The sequence below is a fragment of the Sorangium sp. So ce176 genome (assembly GCF_051519835.1).
GTDB classification, from domain to species: domain Bacteria; phylum Myxococcota_A; class Polyangia; order Polyangiales; family Polyangiaceae; genus Sorangium; species Sorangium cellulosum_G.
Window position 1 is genome coordinate 10,954,217 of sequence record NZ_CP150371.1, and the last position, 17,325, is coordinate 10,971,541.

13 protein-coding genes are annotated in these 17,325 nt (G+C 71.9%); 8 read left to right on the forward strand and 5 right to left on the reverse strand.

What is annotated here, in order from left to right; genetic code table 11:
- Nucleotides 1-116: 116 nt before the first annotated feature.
- Nucleotides 117-2,087, reverse strand: coding sequence for an aspartate--tRNA ligase (aspS, locus tag WMF42_RS41295; protein WP_437688579.1), 1,971 nt, complete (start codon nucleotides 2,085-2,087; stop codon nucleotides 117-119).
- 229 nt (nucleotides 2,088-2,316) lie between these two features.
- Here aspS and WMF42_RS41300 point away from each other — a divergent pair, with 229 nt between their 5' ends.
- Complete coding sequence (locus WMF42_RS41300) at nucleotides 2,317-4,296, forward strand: hypothetical protein (protein ID WP_437688581.1); 1,980 nt, start codon at nucleotides 2,317-2,319, stop codon at nucleotides 4,294-4,296.
- Nucleotides 4,297-4,326: 30 nt separating this feature from the next.
- Here the strand turns inward: WMF42_RS41300 and WMF42_RS41305 are convergent, their stop codons facing one another.
- From WMF42_RS41305 to WMF42_RS41315, 3 genes are read right to left on the reverse strand one after another with little or no spacing between them, the layout of a single operon-like run.
- Nucleotides 4,327-6,507 carry a transglutaminase TgpA family protein gene (locus WMF42_RS41305; RefSeq protein WP_437688583.1) on the reverse strand — a complete coding sequence of 727 codons (2,181 nt, stop codon included), beginning with the start codon at nucleotides 6,505-6,507 and terminating at the stop codon, nucleotides 4,327-4,329.
- Nucleotides 6,504-7,736, reverse strand: coding sequence for a DUF58 domain-containing protein (locus tag WMF42_RS41310; protein ID WP_061611155.1), 1,233 nt, complete (start codon nucleotides 7,734-7,736; stop codon nucleotides 6,504-6,506). Before WMF42_RS41310 ends, WMF42_RS41305 begins: the two co-directional genes overlap by 4 nt.
- Nucleotides 7,737-7,746: 10 nt before the next feature.
- Nucleotides 7,747-8,712: an AAA family ATPase gene (locus WMF42_RS41315; RefSeq protein ID WP_061611154.1), complete on the reverse strand. Its 966-nt coding sequence runs from the start codon at nucleotides 8,710-8,712 to the stop codon at nucleotides 7,747-7,749.
- A gap of 469 nt (nucleotides 8,713-9,181) precedes the next feature.
- Between WMF42_RS41315 and WMF42_RS41320 the strand changes: the two genes are divergently transcribed.
- From WMF42_RS41320 to WMF42_RS41345, 6 genes are all read left to right on the forward strand, one after another.
- Nucleotides 9,182-10,156 carry a decaprenyl-phosphate phosphoribosyltransferase gene (locus WMF42_RS41320; protein WP_233562257.1) on the forward strand — a complete coding sequence of 325 codons (975 nt, stop codon included), beginning with the start codon at nucleotides 9,182-9,184 and terminating at the stop codon, nucleotides 10,154-10,156.
- On the forward strand, nucleotides 10,156-10,896 hold the full coding sequence (locus tag WMF42_RS41325; RefSeq protein WP_437688586.1) for a CPBP family intramembrane glutamic endopeptidase: 741 nt from the start codon (nucleotides 10,156-10,158) through the stop codon (nucleotides 10,894-10,896). Before WMF42_RS41320 ends, WMF42_RS41325 begins: the two co-directional genes overlap by 1 nt.
- A gap of 173 nt (nucleotides 10,897-11,069) precedes the next feature.
- Complete coding sequence (locus WMF42_RS41330; protein WP_061611152.1) at nucleotides 11,070-11,732, forward strand: NUDIX hydrolase; 663 nt, start codon at nucleotides 11,070-11,072, stop codon at nucleotides 11,730-11,732.
- Entirely contained in the window at nucleotides 11,732-12,679 is a 948-nt protein-coding gene (locus WMF42_RS41335) for an NAD(+)/NADH kinase (protein ID WP_061611151.1), read from the forward strand. Before WMF42_RS41330 ends, WMF42_RS41335 begins: the two co-directional genes overlap by 1 nt.
- 476 nt (nucleotides 12,680-13,155) lie before the next feature.
- On the forward strand, nucleotides 13,156-13,491 hold the full coding sequence (locus WMF42_RS41340) for an HU family DNA-binding protein (protein ID WP_061611158.1): 336 nt from the start codon (nucleotides 13,156-13,158) through the stop codon (nucleotides 13,489-13,491).
- 143 nt (nucleotides 13,492-13,634) lie between these two features.
- Nucleotides 13,635-15,065 carry an ABC1 kinase family protein gene (locus WMF42_RS41345; RefSeq protein WP_061611150.1) on the forward strand — a complete coding sequence of 477 codons (1,431 nt, stop codon included), beginning with the start codon at nucleotides 13,635-13,637 and terminating at the stop codon, nucleotides 15,063-15,065.
- A 101-nt stretch (nucleotides 15,066-15,166) separates the two neighbouring features.
- Here WMF42_RS41345 and WMF42_RS41350 read toward each other — a convergent pair whose 3' ends face one another.
- Nucleotides 15,167-15,838, reverse strand: a complete 672-nt coding sequence (locus WMF42_RS41350) for a hypothetical protein (protein WP_233562254.1) — start codon at nucleotides 15,836-15,838, stop codon at nucleotides 15,167-15,169.
- 100 nt (nucleotides 15,839-15,938) lie between these two features.
- On the opposite strand from WMF42_RS41350, the gene WMF42_RS41355 reads away from it, so the two are divergent.
- A complete protein-coding gene (locus WMF42_RS41355) occupies nucleotides 15,939-17,216 on the forward strand; it encodes a citrate synthase (protein WP_437694414.1) in 1,278 nt (425 codons plus the stop codon).
- Nucleotides 17,217-17,325 lie beyond the last annotated feature (109 nt).

The following is a 17,325-nucleotide window of genomic DNA, read 5'->3' on the forward strand; positions in this document are numbered from 1 at the left end:
GCGATGATTGCAGGTCCTACCCTATCAGAAGTGCGCGGCCTGCAAACATAAAGGCCGAGGGGCGCGGCCCGCGCGCGCTCGCGCTCGCGCTCCGCGGGCCGGCGCCGGCGCCGGCATCAAGCGCCGGCGCTGCCGGCGCCGGTCGCGCCCGGTCGCGCGTCCGCGGTGACCGCCTTCACGTGCACCTCGGCGAGCTGCGAGGCGTCGACGAGCACGGGCGCGCCGGTCATCTGGTCCGTGCCCTGGTTGGTCTTCGGGAACGGGATGACGTCCCTCAGCGTCGGCGCGCCGCTGAGCAGCATCGAGAGCCGATCCATGCCGAGCGCGATGCCGCCGTGCGGCGGCGCGCCGCTCCGGAGCGCGTCGAGGAGGAAGCCGAACTTGTCGCGCGCGTCGCCCTCGTCGATGCCCAGCGTCTTGAAGACGCGCGCCTGCACGTCGGGGTCGTGCAGCCGGATCGAGCCGCCGCCGACCTCGAACCCGTTCAGCACGAGGTCGTAGCGGTAACACTCGACGCGCCCCGGATCGCTCTCGAGGAGCGGCACGTGCTCGTCGATCGGCCTCGTGAACGCGTGGTGCGCGGCCGCCCAGCGCCCCGTGTCCTCGTCGTGCTCGAACAGGGGTGGGTTCGTCACCCAGAGGAACCGCCACTGGTCGCCATGCCCGTACTCCGGGATGAGCCCGATCTTCTTGGCGACGTCGACGCGGAGCTTCGCCATCACCGTGTGCACGACGGCGGCCTTGCCGAACTGGAAGCAGAGGATGTCGCCCGGCTTGGCGCCGAGCGCCTCGTTCAGCTTCTGCCGGAGCTCGGGCGTGATCGACTTGGTGAGGGGCGACTGCGTCCACGAGCCGTCCTCGGCGAGCTTGGCGCGCGCGAGCCCCCGGAAGCCCTTCACGTCGCGGAGCCCGCGCTCGAGCTCCTCGGTCTGCTGGCGGGACAGGTTGGCGCTCGCCGGGATCACGAGCCCCTTCACGATCTCCGCCGGCAGGTCGCGGCGCAGCTTGCCCGACCGGTACTTCTCGGCGAGCTCCACCCAGAACGGCACCCCGCCGCCGTTGTGCTCGATGATGAGCTCCGTGAGGTCGGTGTGCTCGATCCCGAAGCGGAGGTCGGGCTTGTCGTTGCCGAAGCGGGCCATCGACTCGGCGAACGGCATCTGCGGGAAGCGGCCCGTCGGGTAGAGCTCCGTGAGGTCCTTGCCGACGGCGGCCTTGAACACCGCGAACACGAGCCCCTCGATCAGCCGGAAGACGTCGTCCTGATTCACGAACGACAGCTCGACGTCGATCTGGGTGAACTCCGGCTGCCTGTCGATGCGCAGATCCTCGTCCCGGAAGCACTTCACGATCTGGAAGTAGCGGTCGAAGCCCGCGACCATGAAGAGCTGCTTGTAGAGCTGCGGGCTCTCGGCGAGCGCGTAGAACTTGCCGGCCGAGATCCGCGACGGGACGAGGAAGTTGCGCGCGCCGCCCGGCGTGTACTTCACGAGGAACGGCGTCTCGAGCTCGAGGCACCCCTGGTCCGACAGGTAGTTGCGCGTCGCCCGGTTGACCTCGTGGCGCATGCGCAGCGCCCGCTGGAGCGGCGCCCGGCGCAGGTCGAGGTACCGGTGCTGGAGGCGGATCTCCTCGTCGGTGCGGATGTCGTCCTCGATGGAGAACGGAGGGTTGTCGGCGCGGTTGAACGCCACGGCCTCGGCCACGCGCACCTCGACCTCGCCGGTCGCGAGCTTCGGGTTCACGTTCTGCTCGCCCCGGTGCACGACGACGCCGCGGATGCCGATGACCCACTCGCGGCGCACCGTCTCGGCCAGCTTCAGCGACGCGGCGAGCTGATCGGGCGTCGAGTAGGGCTCGCCCGACCGCTCGAGGGCCGGCGCGCGCTTCACCGACCCCGCGTCGTAGCCGGCGTCGAAGACGACCTGCGTGATCCCTTCGCGATCGCGCAGGTCGATGAACACGCAGCCGCCGAAATCGCGGCGATGCGCCACCCAGCCGAAGAGGATGACCTCCTTGCCGATGTCCGCCGTGCGCAGATCGCCGCAGCGGTGCGTCCTCTTGAGCTCATCGATGAAACGGGACACGAGCCGACCTCCGAGTTTCCGTGAGAGGGGCGACTCTAACCCAGGTCGCCGTTGCCCGCCTCTCCGTATGCGCACGATCACGCACGATTGCGCATGGTTGCGCGTGGTCGCGCGCGCGCCGGCCTGCGCGCGGCCGCTCCGCGCTCCGCGCCGCTCCGCGCTCCGCGGCTCGCTCGGGTCGACGCGCCGGAACTTGGCCCTTTCGCGGCCGATCTGGCATGGCCGCCCGGTGAGCTCCGGAGAGAAACGCTGCTGGCTCGATCGGTCGCTCGCCTTCCTGTCGGCCGCGCTGCCCTTCGGGCTCTCGCTGGCCCGCGCCGCCTCGTCGGGGCAGTGGCGCGAGGATCTCACCGCCGTCCGGGACCTCGGCCTCGTCGCGGTCGGGGTGGGCGGCGGCCTCTCGACGGCGCTCTCGCAGGCGCTGAGCCTGCTCCCGCTCGGCCCGCGCACCTTCCGCACCGCCCTCGGGTCGGCGCTCGCGCTCGCGCTCGCGTCGCGCCTGCTCTACGAGATGGTCCGCCGGCTCCTCCTGGAGGCGGCGCGCCCGGCGCCCCTGCCCGGGCTCGCGCTCTGGCGGCGGCTCCGCGGCGACGCGGCAGAGCCGCTCGCCGCGACGGCGGGCTCCGCGCCGGGCGCGCCGGGCTCCACGACGGCCGCGCCGGGCGCCGGCAGCCCGCGGCTCGCCTCGGTGCTCGCGGCGATCGCCGTCCTCACGGCGGCGCTGTCGCCGACCTGGCAGCGGGAGGCGACTGTCGGCGGCGGCGCCATGCTCGCTACCTGCTGCGCGCTCGTCACCCTCGCGATCGCGTCGACCTGCGCCGAGCAGGCGCGGCACGCCGGGCGCGCGTGGATCGGGCTCGGCGCGCTCCTCGGGGCCACGTTCGCCGAGAGCCCCCCCGCCGGCCTCGCCGCGCTGGCGGCGTCGTGCGCGATGTTCCTCGCCCGCCGCGGCCTCGGCGAGCGCTCCGCCGGCGTCCCGACCGCCGGACCGCCCCGGCGCATGCTGGCCGCCGCCGCCGGCGCGGGCGCGCTCACGGCCGCGCTCCTGCTCGCGCCGCTCGTGCTGCGGCCGCTCGCGCCGCGCGCGTGGGCCGACATCGGCCGCGCGCTCACGGCCGGCAGCCTCGCCGCGCTCGACGTCGCGAGCGCGCGCACCACCGCGCTCGCCGCGTGGAGCCGCGAGATCGGCGTCGTCTCGCTGCTCATCGCCGCCGCCGGGCTCGGGCTCGCGCTCCTGCGGCCGCGGGCGCGGTGGCTCGTCGCGCCCTTCCTCGCGCTGCTCGCGCTCGACACCCTCCTGCCCGCGCGGGCCGCCGGCGTGCTCTCCGCGGATCCGCTCACCCCCCTGCGCTCGCTCGCGGTCGCGGCGATCGCCGTCGGGTCGGCGCTCGGCGCGCACGCCGCGGTGCGGGCGTTGCTCGACACGCGCGTGCCGTTCTCGCGGAGCGGCGCGGTGCTGCTCGTCGTCTTCCAGCTCACGCTCGTCGCGCTGACGAGCGAGGAGGCCGGCTTCGCTGCCGACCGGAGCGAGCAGACAGCCGCCGAGGTCTGGACGGACCAGGCCTACGGCAGCCTCGACCCGAAATCCGCGATCCTCGTGCGGTCCCCGGCGATCGCGTGGCGGGTCTGGGCGGCGCGGATCACGCGCGGCGAGCGGCCTGACGTCCTCGTGATCCCGATCCCGCTGCTCGACCGCGGCCAGGTCGCGGCGACCCTGCTCGCCGAGGAGCGCAAGCTCATGCCGCTCCTGCGCGATTTCGCGCTCGCGGGCGAGCCCAGCGAGTTCGCGCTCTCCACGCTGGCCGACGTCCGGCCCCTCTACGTGGAGCTCGACCCGCGCTGGTCGAAGCGGCTCCTCGGCCACCTGAACGTCGCCGGGATCTGGCTCGAGTACGCGCCGCAGCCGCTCGGCGCCTCGGACCGCAAGCTGGCGACGGCGCAGTCGATCACGCCGATCCGGCGCGTGCTGGAGTCGCTGTCGGTCGCCGCGGTGCCGGACACGTCGACGGCGGCGGTCCTCGCGTCGACGATGCGGGGCCAGTCGAACATCGTCAGCCTCCTCGGCGAGCGCGTCGTGGCGCAGTCGTTCGTGGACCGCCTGGGCGAGCTCGCCGCCCAGGATCCGTTCGTCTCCGGCGGCCCGAGCCGCCGCGCCGTCGCCGGCATCCGTCAGGCGTTCATCGCGCGGCGACCCGTCCGGCGCCGCTGAGATCCGCGCCCTCCGCCGGCCCGATCGCGGTCACGGCGAGGCGTGGAGCCCGATCTCGCCCGCCGCGAGCGCCCGGAGGTCGGCCGAGCGCAGCGCCTTGACCCGCCGCTCGAAGTCGCGGCTGTCGTCCTCGGTGAGCTTCGCCCCGCCGAAGCGGGCGCGCAGGTAGACCTGCGTGAGCGTCAGGATCTCGCGCGCCAGCGGGTGCGCCGCGAGCTCCAGCGCCTCGGCGTGGCGCAGCGGCGGCGTGCTGGGCGGGCGCGGCACGCCCTGCGCGAGCATGGCGGACTCCAGGCTCTCGTACAGCGCCGTCGCCAGGATCGCGCTCGGCGTCCGCCCGCTGTCCGCGCGGCCCTCCTCGCGCCCGCGGCGCGTGCGGCGGAAGCGCCAGTAGAGCAGGCCGCCGCCCAGCGCGAGCGCGACGGCGGCCACCGCGAGGAGCCGCGGGCGCGACAGCGCGAGGTCGCCGCTCGGTCCGGACCGCCGGTAGCGCGACGTGAGCGTCTGGAGCAGGCTCACCTGCTGGTTCAGGTCGTAGCCGACGATGTGCCTGTCCCAGCGCTGGCTCGTCGCCTCGATGAAGTCGCGGAGGTACGCCCAGACGCCGACGAGCTCGCTCTTCGGCGCCGCGTCGGCCGGCGGCGTCGGGTCGAACGTCATCCACCCCTCGCCGTCGAGGTAGACCTCGACCCACGAGTGGGCGTCGCCCTGGCGCACCGCATAGAACCGGCCGAAGCGGTTGTACGTGCCGCCGACGAAGCCGGTGACGTTGCGCGTCGGGATGTCCACCGCGCGCAGCAGGATCGCCATCGCCGTCGAGTAGAACTCGCAGTGCCCGCGCTTCGACTCGAACAGGAAGTGATCGAGCGGGTGCGGGTCCGCCCCCGAGGGCGACGCGAGGTCGTACCGGTACTCCGTGCGCAGGCGCTCCTGGATGGCCCGCGCCTTGTCGGCCGGGCGATCCACGCCGATCGTCCACACCCGCGCGAGATCGACGACGCGCGACGGCAGCTCCCTCGGCAGGTCCAGGTAGCGCCGCCGATCGGCCGCCGAGAGCCGCTGGAACGTCGGCGACCGCTTCCGCGACAGGAAGACGTCGTAGACCAGCCCGCGGTCGTCCAGCGGCTGGTACCTGAACTCCCCCTCCGGCCCGCGGTGGGCCAGCGTGTTCGCGTCCATCCCGAGCTGCCCGCGGTGCTTGAACCGCAGCCCCGTCGCGTTCGGCGGGAGGAAGATCACCGGCGGATCGATCGGCTCCAGGTCGATCCGCATCACCGGGTCGACCGCCGGGTCCGGGTACCGCTCGATCGGCACGAGCCCCGCGTCGCTCTCCGTCGGGCGCTTGAAGCTCTCGCTCTGGCTCCAGGTGCGGCCGTCGTACGCGTCGAGCGCCGTCCCGCGCAGGTGCATGGTGAGGCGCGGGGGCGGCGGCTCGGGCAGATCGGGGATCTCGACCCGCATCGCCAGCTTCGGGTCGCTGCGCAGCACGCCGACGGCGCCGAGGTCGACCTTGCCCGAGAAGCCGATCATCCGCCCCGTGTGGCCGCGGTTCAGCAGCAGCAGCGAGAGGCCGACGCGCGGGAAGATGACGAACAGGGCCGCGGTGAAGACGAAGATCGGGATCGACAGCAGGCAGGTGACGGCCAGGAACGAGCGCCCGACGACGCGCCGCGAGCGCAGGATGCGCGGCACGTCGACAGGCAGCCCCGTCCGGTCGCGCGCCCCCTGCCGGTAGTTGCCCTCGACCTCGCGCCGCAGGTGGCTGAGCACGAGCGCGCCCGGCGCGACGACGAGCACGCCGAGGAAGCACAGGCCGTAGCCGAGCCCGCCGCCGAGCACCGTCCCGGCGATGAGGTGCAGCAGCGCGAGCACGATGACTTGCTGGTCGTGCGCCGCGCCCTTGCGCGTCGCGAGCCGGATGATCTGCAGCGCGGCGGCGAACTCGACGAGCACGTCGAGCACGCTCGCGTCGGTGAAGACGATGCGCACCACCTGGACGGCGATGACGGCCAGGAGGACGCCCGTGTCGAGGTAGCGCAGCGCCGGGTGCCGCTGCCACGACTCGCGCACGCCGACAGCGAGCGCGAGCGCGAGGCCGATGAGGATGGCCCAGCTCACGTACCGGTTGAACTGCCCGCTCGCGACGAGCGCGATCACGCCGAGCGCCGCGAGCGCGTCGGTCATGATCCGATGCACCACCCCGAACCTCATGATGCGGTCCTCGGCGCGCTGGTGCGGCGCTCGCCGCTGGTCGGGCCCGGGCTCGACGCCTGGCGCACGGACGCGCGGGCGGCGCGCTCGGCCTTCACCTCCGCCGTGCGGGCCTCGTCCACCGCCTCGAGCAGCGCGAGGAACCTGAGGATCGCGTCGGAGCCGATGTTGCGGTCGCCGCGCACCCGCTCGCCCAGCGTCGTCGCGACGACCACCGCGTCGCCGCGCTTGATGTGGGCGACGGCGCGCGAGGCCGCCTCGCGGATCCTGCGCTCGAAGTGCTGCGCGAACCCGTCGCCTTCGCCGGCGGGGCGCACCGCGTCGACGACGATCTGCACGTCGGGCCGCGTCTCGCGGGTCCGCTCGCGCAGCACCATCTGGTCGCGCATCGTGCTCTTCCTCCAGTAGATGTCGCGCGGATCGTCCCCCTCGCGCATGGGCCGCAGCCCGAAGGTCTCGTCGCCGCCCCCGCGCCCGCTGAGGCTCGCGCCGCCCTCGCGCCGCCCGGCGTCCTCGACGGGGAGCCGGACCGGGTCGACCGCGGGGTAGATGATGAGATCGCCCTCGGCCTCGACCTCGCGCGACTTCTCGAACAGCCCGAAGGGGAAGCGGGTCGCGATGCGGAACCCGGTGTGCCGGTCGCGGCCGCGCTTCGCCGGCGTCCGCCGGTAGGCGGCCACCTGCGCGCTCGACGGGCTGATCTTCAGGAAGAAGCAGCGCTTGTCGGCCGGCTGGCCCGCGCGCAGGTCCTCGACCTCGATCGCGTACGACGGCACGCGCTTCTTGTGGTTGTAGACCTCGATCTCGACGAGGTGCGCCCGGCCCACCTGGGCGCGGGCCGGGAGCCGCCGGGTCACGGTGAGGTGCCGCAGCGACATGTCGCTCATCACGCCGGAGACGACGATCAGCGACAGCAGCATCCCGAGCAGCAGGTAGAGGAGGTTGTTGCCCGTGTTGATCGCCGCGAAGCCGACGCCCAGCGTGATGCCGAGGTAGTACTTCCCCTCCCGGGTGAACTTGAGCTTCCGGGGCGGCCTCAGGGCGAGGAGGAACCTCGCCCACGACGGCGTCTTGTCGCCGCGCGCGGGCAGGAGCGGGCGCTGCTCGATCGGGGGTCGCTCGCGCCGCGGCGGGCTCGGCCGGACGGCGCTGCGCGACGCGACGTCAGCGCGCTCGGCCCCGCGGGAGCTGCCGCTGAGAGATCCCCGCTCCCTGTCCTCTGCGCTCATCGCCTGCCGCTCAGAGCGGGACCGGCACCCGCGCCACGAGGTCGCGCACGGCCGCCTCGCACTCGTCGCGGGTCGGCATGTAGCCCTCCGCGTGGGCCGAGAGCCGGACGCGGTGCGCCAGCACGGCGACAGCGAGGTCGTGGATGTCGTCCGCGATACAGTACGAGCGCCCATGGAGCACCGCGCGCCCCCGGGCCGCGCGCGCCAGGTTCATGCCGGCGCGCGGCGACGCGCCCAGCGAGAGGGTCGGGCTCGATCGCGTGGCAGCGAGCACCGCCTGCAGGTACGTCGCGAGCGACGAATCGAGCTCGACGCGGTCGACCTCGCGCTGGAGCGCGACGAGCTGGGCGGGATCGATGATCTGCGGCACGTTCCGCGCGCGATCCGGCTCCCCGCCCTGGAGGAGCAGGCGCATTTCCACCTGCGGCGGCGGGTACCCGATCCGGATCCGGACCATGAACCGGTCGAGCTGCGACTCCGGCAGCGGAAATGTGCCGGCGAAATCCTGGGGGTTCTGGGTCGCGAGCACGAAGAACGGCTCCGGCAGCGGCGTCGCCGTCCCCTCGATGGACACCTGCCCCTCGTTCATCGCCTCGAGCAGCGCCGACTGCGTCCGCGGGCTCGCCCGGTTGATCTCGTCGGCGAGCAGGACGTTCGCGAAGATCGGCCCCTGGCGGAAGACGAACTGCCCGATCCGCTGGTCGAACACGCTCACCCCGAGGACGTCGCTCGGCAGCAGATCGCTGGTGAACTGAACGCGACGGAGCTCGCCCCCCACGGCCTTCGCCAGCGCCCGGGCCAGCGTCGTCTTGCCGACGCCCGGCACGTCCTCGATGAGGACGTGCCCCCGGGCGAGCAGCGCGATGAGCGCCAGCTCGACCGCCTCCGGCTTGCCTTCGAGGGCCTGCTCCACGGCAGAGCGAAGCTTCAAAAGCAGGGGCGAAGCTTCACGCGCGACCGAGAGCGCTGATGTCATCACGGGCGATGGTAGCACGAGGTTACGGCCAACCTGCGGGGATGCGCATTTTGCGTTCCACGAGCCGGGCCGGCCAGTGCGAACGCGGATTCGCGACCTCGACCCCGGACTTCATGGCGCCCTCCGGCGCGGCGTACGCTGCGTCACCTTCTCTGCGGGCTCGTCGTCCGTTGTCGCGCCGTCCCGCCGTCCGCTCTCGGGCGCCCCCGCGCCCGGCGCTTTTGCCTGCCGCGGAATGGCCGGGGACGGTGCTCCCGGGTATGCTCCGCCCGCCGTGACCGCCTCGGGTCCCCTCTTTCGCCACAGCGCCGCAGGCTTTCCCTCTTCCGAGGAGGCGCCCGGCGCCGATGCTCGCCCGGATGCAGCCGCGCAGGACGTGCCCGCGCCTGCCGAGCAGGCCGGCCCGCTCGCCTCGCTGAGCTCCGCCCCTGCCGGCAAACCTACATCGTCGCCTCCGCGGAGCGTCGGCGTGCCGAGCTCCCGACCGCCGGAGAGCGGGCCCCCCTCGGGCAGCCTGATCGCGCAGCCGCCCCTCCTGCCCGACTCCCCGAAGGGGACGCTGCTCTGGCGCGTGCGCGGGATGATCCGCGCGATGCGCCCCCACCAGTGGGTGAAGAACCTCTTCGTCCTCGCCCCGGTGGTGTTCGCCAAGCACCTGACCCACCCCTCGATCATCATGAGCGCGGTCGGGGCGTTCGCGATCTTCTGCCTGCTCGCCGGCGCCGTCTACGTCCTGAACGACATCGTCGACGCGGAGGCCGACAGGGTCCACCCGGTCAAGCGCTACCGGCCGATCGCGTCCGGTCGCGTGCCGATCCCGGTCGCCAAGGCGATGGCGGTCGGCCTGGCGGTCATCGCGCTCGGCGCCAGCCTGCTCGGCCCGCCCCTCTTCGCCGTCGTCGCCGCCAGCTACTACGTCCTCAACGTCGCCTACTCCTTCCGGCTCAAGAAGATCGCGTACCTCGACGTCGGCTGCATCGCTGTCTTCTTCGTGCTGCGCGTGCTCGCCGGCGGCTTCGCCACGCGGACGCCGCTCTCCGGCTTCATGATCGCCTGCACCGCCCTGCTCGCGCTCTTCCTCGGCTTCGGCAAGCGGCGCCACGAGCTCGCCTCGGTGAACGCCTCGAAGCAGCGCGCGGCGCTGGACGCCTACACGCCGGGCGCCCTCACGGCGGCGCTCGCCGTCACCGGCGTCGCCACCATCGCCACGTACCTGGCGTACACGCTCGATCACGACACGCAGCGCTTCTTCCAGAACCCCTACCTCTGGCTCACCACGATCCACCCCCTCTTCGGGGTGATCCGGTTCCTCCAGCTCGTGGCGGGCAGCGCCAAGGCCGAGAGCCCCACCCAGGAGATCCTCCGGGACACCCCCTTCGTGCTGAACCTCGTCATGTGGTCCGCCGAGGTGCTGGTGATCGTGTATCGGCTGAGGCCGTCCTGATGCCCGGCGCCGGCCCGGAGCTCGCCCGGCCGGGGGCAGCGCCTGGCGGCGACAAGCCCACCTCGAAGAGCGACGCGCTGACGGATCTGGCGCTGACGATGCCGATCTTCGTCCTCTACCACCTCGGCGTCGCCTTCCTCCCCATCCGCAACGCGGCGGATCCGGTCACCGCCGAGCTCCGGGCGCTCGCCAAGCACAGCCTCCCGATGTACGCGGGCCTCACGGTCGCCGTCGGCGCCGTGTTCGTGATCGTCCTCTCCGTCCTCGGCCGGGGCCACGCCCTCCAGACGCGGCGCTTCGCGCTCCTCGCCACCGAGGGCGCGCTCTACGCCATCCTGATGCGCTTCGCCGGCTCCTATGTGGTCGGCTCCCTCCGGCTCGGCCCGCCCGTGGCGTCCAACGACATCTTCACCGGCGTCGTGATGTCGCTCGGCGCGGGCTTCTACGAGGAGATCGCCTTCCGCGCCGGCCTCTACGGCCTCGGCGCGCTCGCGATCAAGCTCGTCTTCGGCCGGGGAGCCCAGGGGGTGGTGCTGCTCGTCGGGTGGGCGATCGTGTCCGCCGCCGTCTTCTCGGGCTGGCACTACGTCGGGTCGCTGGGCGACCCCTGGAACCTCCCCTCCTTCGTGTTCCGGATGGTGTGCGGGCTCGTGCTCACGGGGATCTACGTCTTCCGCGGCTTCGCGCCGGCGGTCTGGACCCACGCGCTCTACGACGTCTGGGTCCTCGTGCTCCGCTGACGTCGCGGAGCGCGCCCGCGCCCTCCCGCTCCCTCCCGGTCAAGGACGCCCCGGAGCTCGAGCGGCGCCGCCCGGAGCTCGAGGCGGTCGCCCGGGTCCGCGGCCTGCTCGGCTGAAGCGCTCCGGGCGCCTCCGTGCGCGCCCGTTTGGCGCTATGCTTCGCGCCTCGACGCATGCCGCTACCTCCCTTCCCGAAGCTCGCGCTCAAGCTGGTCCAGACGATCCCCTCGCTGGACAGTCCTGGTTTCCTCAACGTGCGGCGCCAGGTGTTCCGCGTCGAGTTCCCCGACGGCACGCTGAGCGACCCGTTCACCTACGACAGCGTCGATCGCTCGCGCCTCGACGCCGTGGTGATCGCGCCGCACTACCGCGGCGCGGACGGCCGCCGCCACGTCTTCCTCCGCTCGGCGCTCCGGCCGCCGGCCGCGACGCGCGCGCCCGAGGTGTGCCCCTTCCCGGAGGCGCCGACGCTCGGCGCGCTGTGGGAGCTGCCCGCCGGGCTCGTCGAGCTCGACGAGCGGAGCCCCGAGGGCCTCAAGCGCTCCGCCGCGCGCGAGCTGCTCGAGGAGGTCGGCTTCGACATGAACCCGTCGGAGCTCGAGCCGCTCGGCCCCCCGACGTTCCCGTCGCCGGGCATGGTCGGCGAGCGGCACTTCTACTTCCACGTCGAGGTCGACCCCGCGCGCCAGGGGACGCCGACCGAGGACGGATCCCCGCTCGAGCGGCTCGCCGTGATCGCGGCCATCCCGCTCGACGAGGCGATCGAGCTCACCCGGCGCGGCGTGATCGAGGACGGGAAGACGGAGGTGGCGCTCCGGCGCCTCGCGGAGCTCTGATGCCGGAACAACCGCTCGCGCCCGCGCAGCGGCGGCCGCCCCGCGTGGCGCTCGTCGTGAAGCGCTCTGCCTGGAGGATTTACCGCGAGGAGCGGAAGGACCCGCGCATCACGCGGCTCATCGAGACCGGCGACGCCGCCATCGCGCGGCTCAAGGCGTCGCACGAGGCGCACGAGCAGACCGTGCGCGCTGTCACGGCGGCGCTCGACGATCTCGGCGTGCAGGTCGACGTCACCGCCGGCACCTCGGATTTCTTCGACACGGCCGAGCTCGATCTCGTGATCACGGTCGGCGGCGACGGGACGCTCCTCAGCGCGTCTCACAACGTCGGCGACGTCCCCATCCTCGGCATCAACAGCGCGCCCGGCCACTCGGTCGGCTTCTTCTGCGGCGCGACGGGCGGCGACGCGGCCGACGCGATCGCGAAGGCGCTGCGCGGCTCGCTCCGCCGCACCGTGCTCACGCGCATGCAGGTCACGGTGAACGACAAGATCGCCTCCGCGCGCGTCCTGAACGACGCGCTCTTCTGCCACATCTCGCCCGCGGCCACGTCGCGTTACATCATCCGCTTCGGCCGCGCCGAGGAGGAGCAGAAGTCGAGCGGCTTCTGGATCGGCCCCGCGGCCGGCTCCACGGCCGCGCAGCGCTCCGCCGGCGGGCGCGTCCTGCCCCTCACCTCGAAGCGCCTCCAGCTCGTGGTGCGCGAGCCCTACACCCCGCACGGCGAGGAGTACCGCTTCCGCCACGCGCTGATCCCGCCGGGCTCCTCGCTCGTCGTGCGGAGCAAGACGCACGACGCGAAGCTCTTCTTCGACGGGCCGATCCACGCGGTGAGCGTCGGCTTCGGCGACGTGATGGAGTTCACGCAGGCGCCTCAATCGCTGACGATCCTGGGCCTCTCCGCCAAGCGGAAGTGGGGCGCGGGCTCGGCGGTCCGCCGCCGCTAGACACCTCAGCGCGGCGCGCGTGCGACGACGCTCGCCCGCCGCGCGCGCGTCGAGGCGAGGCGAGGCGCATCGCGCGCGGGCCTCGATCCGCGCGGCCTTCGCGGCGCCCTCGCGCGCGGGGCGGCCGCGATGGAGGGCCGTCGGCCGAGGAGGCTCGACCCGAGGAGGACCCCGCGCGGCCGGGATCGCCTTCAACGGAAGGGGATCGGGTGATTTCCTACCCCGAGCTCCCGGCGTAGGGCCCGCCCTCGACGCGGGCGCGTGAGGCCTGAAGAAGGGTCGATTTCGGCCGTTTTACAGGGGTTTTGGCGGCTCGCGGAGGGGCCCCCGGGCCGTCGCTCCGGCGGAGCGGCGCGCCACCCGGGGCGTGAAACCCCTTCTTTTGTCGCTCCGATCGACGATTCGACACTGGATCTGTGGCGGCCGTTGTGTTTCCTTTGGCGCGCAAGAGGGCACAAACCTCAGGAGGAATGAACATGGCGGGAAAGAAATCGGACGGGAAGAAGAGCACGTCGCTCAGCAAGAGCGCGCTGATCAACGCGGTCGTCGAGGCCAACGAGAACGAGGTGTCGCGCAAGCAGGTGAAGGCGATCCTCGAGGCGCTGACCGACATCGCGTACAAGGAGCTCAAGAAGAACGGCATCTTCACGATGCCCGGGTTCGCGAAGTTCCGCGTCGTCAAGAAGCCGGCCACCAAGGCGCGCGAGGGGATCAACCCGTTCACCAAGCAGCCGATGACGTTCGCGGCCAAGCCGGCCAGCAAGTCGGTCCGCGCTCGCCCCATCAAGGCGATCAAGGACTCGCTCTCCTGAGCCCGTCCGGCGCGCCGGAGGGCTCCTGGGCGCGGCGAAGGCCCGCGGCGGCCCCCTCTCCCGGGCGGATTCACCCCTGGGGAGCGAGCATGGCTGGCCCCGCGCAGCCCCTGCGGTAGCATGGTGCGGCTGCTTTGCCGCACATGACGCTCGCCGTCCGACTCCTCCGCGCGCTGTTTGCTTTCTCGGTCATCCTGACGAGCTACCTGATCCAGCTAGGGCTCGGGCGGGTGTTCGCGAGGCGCCTCGGGAGCGGCGCCGCCGCGCAGGAGCTGCCCGGCTGGCTCGTCGAGCGCCGCGCCCGCGTCGATCAGAAGAACGCCCGGCGCCTGCTGCGCGCGATGCTCAAGCTGCGGGGCGTCTTCATCAAGCTCGGCCAGGTGCTGTCGATCATGGGCGGCTTCCTGCCGAAGGCCTACGGCAAGGAGCTCGAGCAGCTCCAGGACCAGGTGCCGCCCCACCCCTTCAGCGATCTCGAGGCCGCGCTGCGCGCGAGCTTCGGCCGCTCGGCGAGCGAGCTGTTCGCCTCGATCGAGCGCGCGCCGCTCGCGGCCGCGTCGCTCGGGCAGGTGCACGTCGCGCGCCTCCGCGACGGCCGCAAGGTCGCCGTGAAGTTCCTCTACCCGGGCATCCGCGGGATGATCGCCGTCGACCTGCGCGTCCTGCGCCTCGCGATCCTCGTCTACAAGCGGTTCGTCCCGGTCGGGCACATCGAGCGGGTGCACGAGTCGCTTGTCGACCTGCTCCGCCGCGAGACCGACTACCTGCACGAGGCCGCGTGCATGGAGCGGATGGCGCAGAACTTCGAGGGCGACGCGGGCGTCGCGTTCCCCGAGGTCGTCCACGAGCTCACGACGCGCGACGTGCTCACGATGACCTTCATGGAAGGCATCAAGATCACCCGCCTCGACGCGCTGAGGAGCGCAGGCATCGAGCCCTCGGACGTGGCGCTCCGGCTCGTGCAGGCGTTCTACAAGATGCTCTTCGCCGATCGCTTCTTCCACGCCGATCCGCACCCGGGGAACTTCCTCGTCGCCGCGCGGAGCGCGGAGGAGGGCGGCGGTTTTCGCCTCGTGGTCCTCGATTTCGGCGCGATCTGCGAGGCCCGGGACGAGCTCATCGACGGGCTGCTCGACATCCTGAAGGGCACCTTCGCGGAGGACGACGCGGCGGTCGTGCGCGGCTTCCGGCGGATGGGCTTCGTCGCGCCCGGGGGCAACGACGCGCTCCTCGAGCGGACGGTGAAGGCCTATTTCGCCAAGCTGCTCAAGATCCGGGATCGCACGCCGGCGGCGCTGATGCGCGCCCGCCCCGAGCAGCTCGAGAAGCTGGCCGACCCCGAGCTGGAGCGCGGCGAGCTCCAGGAGCTGATGCGCTCCTTCGAGTACCCCGAGGACTGGTTCTACGTGGAGCGCGCCTGCGTGCTGCTGTTCTGGCTCGCAGCCCAGATCGATCCCAACCTCGACACGATGGCTGCCGGCTTTCCCTACCTGATGCCGCTGATGGCGGAGCGCGAGGCCAGGGCGGGATCCGGCGGATCGAGCCCGTCGTCTGGCCGCTCGCCCGAGCGCTAGCGCCATGTCGCGGCGAGCATCGTTGTTTCCAGGAGGTTTCGTCCCAGGAGATTTCGTCGAGCGGCCCGGCCCAAGGGGCCTTGGCTCGTCGCGCTGCGGCGCTACCGCGAGGGGAGGGGAGCGAAGCGCGGGCCGGGGCGGCTCAGCCCGAGTCGGGCGAGCAAGGGCGCATAGCTCGCGTCGCGATCTGCCATGATCTCCGCCAGCTTGGCCTTGACCTCGGCGATCCCGGCCCCTTGAAGGCGCCGGTAATTGTCCTCGGCAGGATCGGCGACGGGCTCGACGCCCGCCCCGGCCAGGACAGTCCCCGAATGGTTCAACCCTTCTGGAATCGTTTGAATGAACGGGTCCGGCGCGTGCCGGAGGAGACCGACGAGCCGGTGAGAGCTCGCCTCGTCGCCGGCCATCTCGGGGTGGAACGCGGCCAGGACCGGCGCGGGGCTGCGGACCCGCCGGAGCCGCTCGCCCAGGCGCGACGCGAACCGCTCGAACTGGGGCGACGGAGCCTGGATGCACGGGAAAACCAGGTGCACGACGGCGGACTCCGCCTCCTCCACGGCCGCCAGCGCCGTCTCCAGGACGGGCTCCCGGTCGAGCAGGACGTAGAAGCGTCCGAAACCGGTTGCAGCGTCGCGCATGAACGGGCAGAGGCGATATCGAGCGACGACCTCGTCTGCGTAACGCCCGTGGACCCGGCGCACCTCGGCCGCCAGCCGAAGCGCCTCCAGGTGGTGGGACAGCTCTCCCCGCACGACCGGCTCGCTCAAACGCATCACCTCAATTTCTTGGGGAAGCAATCTTCCCTCAGCTCGTGATAGCTTACGCCGCGCTGCGGCGGAAGGAGGAGGCGTGCAGGAGACCGCGAAGTTAACGCTGAACAAGAACGGTACGGAGCAGACGATCGAGCTGCCGGTGATCACGGGCACCGAAGGGGAGAAGGCGATCGATGTCGCATCCCTACGCTCGAAGACCGGGTACGTGTGCATTGACCCGGCGTTCGTCAACACGGCCTCGACCACGAGCTCCATCACGTTCCTCGATGGGGAGAAGGGCATCCTCCGCTACCGCGGCATCCCGATCGAGCAGCTCGGCGAGAAGTCGACCTTCGTGGAGACCTCGTACCTCTTGATCTACGGCAAGCTGCCGAACAAGAGCGAGCTGTCCCGGTTCTCCACGCTGCTCACCCGGCACTCGCTCATCCACGAGGACATGAAGCGCTTCTTCGACGGCTACCCGTCGACGGCGCACCCGATGGCGATCCTGTCCGCGATGGTGCTCTCGCTGTCGAGCTACTACCCCGAGGCGATCGACGTGAAGAACACCGATCTCCTCGACATCACCATCGCGCGGCTGCTCTCGAAGGTGCGCACGATCGCCGCGTTCTCGTACAAGAAGTCGATCGGCCAGCCGTTCGTCTACCCGCACAACTCGCTCTCGTACTGCGCGAACTTCCTGAACATGATGTTCTCGGTCCCGGCGGAGCCGTACGAGATCGACGAGGACATCGTGAAGGTCCTCAACCTGCTCCTGATCCTGCACGCCGATCACGAGCAGAACTGCTCGACCTCCACGGTGCGCCTCGTCGGCAGCTCGAAGGCGAACCTCTTCGCCTCGGTGGCCGCGGGCATCTGCGCGCTGTGGGGCCCGCTACACGGCGGCGCGAACCAGGAGGTCGTGACGATGCTCGAGGCGATCCGCGCCGACGGCGGCGACGTCTCGAAGTTCATCAAGCTCGCGAAGGACAAGAGCTCGGGCTTCCGCCTGATGGGCTTCGGCCACCGCGTCTACAAGAACTACGACCCGCGCGCGGTGCTCATCAAGGCGGCCGCCGACAAGATCCTGTCGAAGCTCGGCATCAAGGATCCGCTCCTCGACATCGCGCAGCGGCTCGAGGAGACCGCGCTGAAGGATCCGTACTTCGTCGAGCGGAAGCTCTACCCGAACGTCGACTTCTACAGCGGCATCATCTACCGCGCGCTCGGCTTCCCCACGAACATGTTCACCGTCATGTTCGCGCTCGGTCGTCTCCCCGGCTGGATCGCCCACTGGAAGGAGATGAACGACGACCCGAACGGCAAGATCGGCCGCCCGCGCCAGATCTACACCGGCGAGAACGCGATCGCCTACACGCCTCTCGACGACCGCGCCTGACAGCGACGGGGCCCGCGCGGCCCCGTCGGCAGCCCCACCAGCACCGCTGCGCGCCTTCAACGGCGCGCCTTACCGGCGCCCCGCGGCCCGTCGGCAGCTCACGTACGCC

Excerpts from the sequence above, each read along its gene's own strand:
- WMF42_RS41305 (WP_437688583.1), bottom strand. The coding sequence starts at position 6,507 with ATGAGGTTCGGGGTGGTGCATCGGATCATGACCGACGCGCTCGCGGCG.
- WMF42_RS41330 (WP_061611152.1), top strand. The coding sequence starts at position 11,070 with ATGCCGCTACCTCCCTTCCCGAAGCTCGCGCTCAAGCTGGTCCAGACG.
- WMF42_RS41315 (WP_061611154.1), bottom strand. The coding sequence starts at position 8,712 with ATGACATCAGCGCTCTCGGTCGCGCGTGAAGCTTCGCCCCTGCTTTTG.
- WMF42_RS41310 (WP_061611155.1), bottom strand. The coding sequence starts at position 7,736 with ATGAGCGCAGAGGACAGGGAGCGGGGATCTCTCAGCGGCAGCTCCCGC.
- WMF42_RS41340 (WP_061611158.1), top strand. The coding sequence starts at position 13,156 with ATGGCGGGAAAGAAATCGGACGGGAAGAAGAGCACGTCGCTCAGCAAG.
- WMF42_RS41350 (WP_233562254.1), bottom strand. The coding sequence starts at position 15,838 with ATGCGTTTGAGCGAGCCGGTCGTGCGGGGAGAGCTGTCCCACCACCTG.
- WMF42_RS41325 (WP_437688586.1), top strand. The coding sequence starts at position 10,156 with ATGCCCGGCGCCGGCCCGGAGCTCGCCCGGCCGGGGGCAGCGCCTGGC.
- WMF42_RS41345 (WP_061611150.1), top strand. The coding sequence starts at position 13,635 with ATGACGCTCGCCGTCCGACTCCTCCGCGCGCTGTTTGCTTTCTCGGTC.
- WMF42_RS41335 (WP_061611151.1), top strand. The coding sequence starts at position 11,732 with ATGCCGGAACAACCGCTCGCGCCCGCGCAGCGGCGGCCGCCCCGCGTG.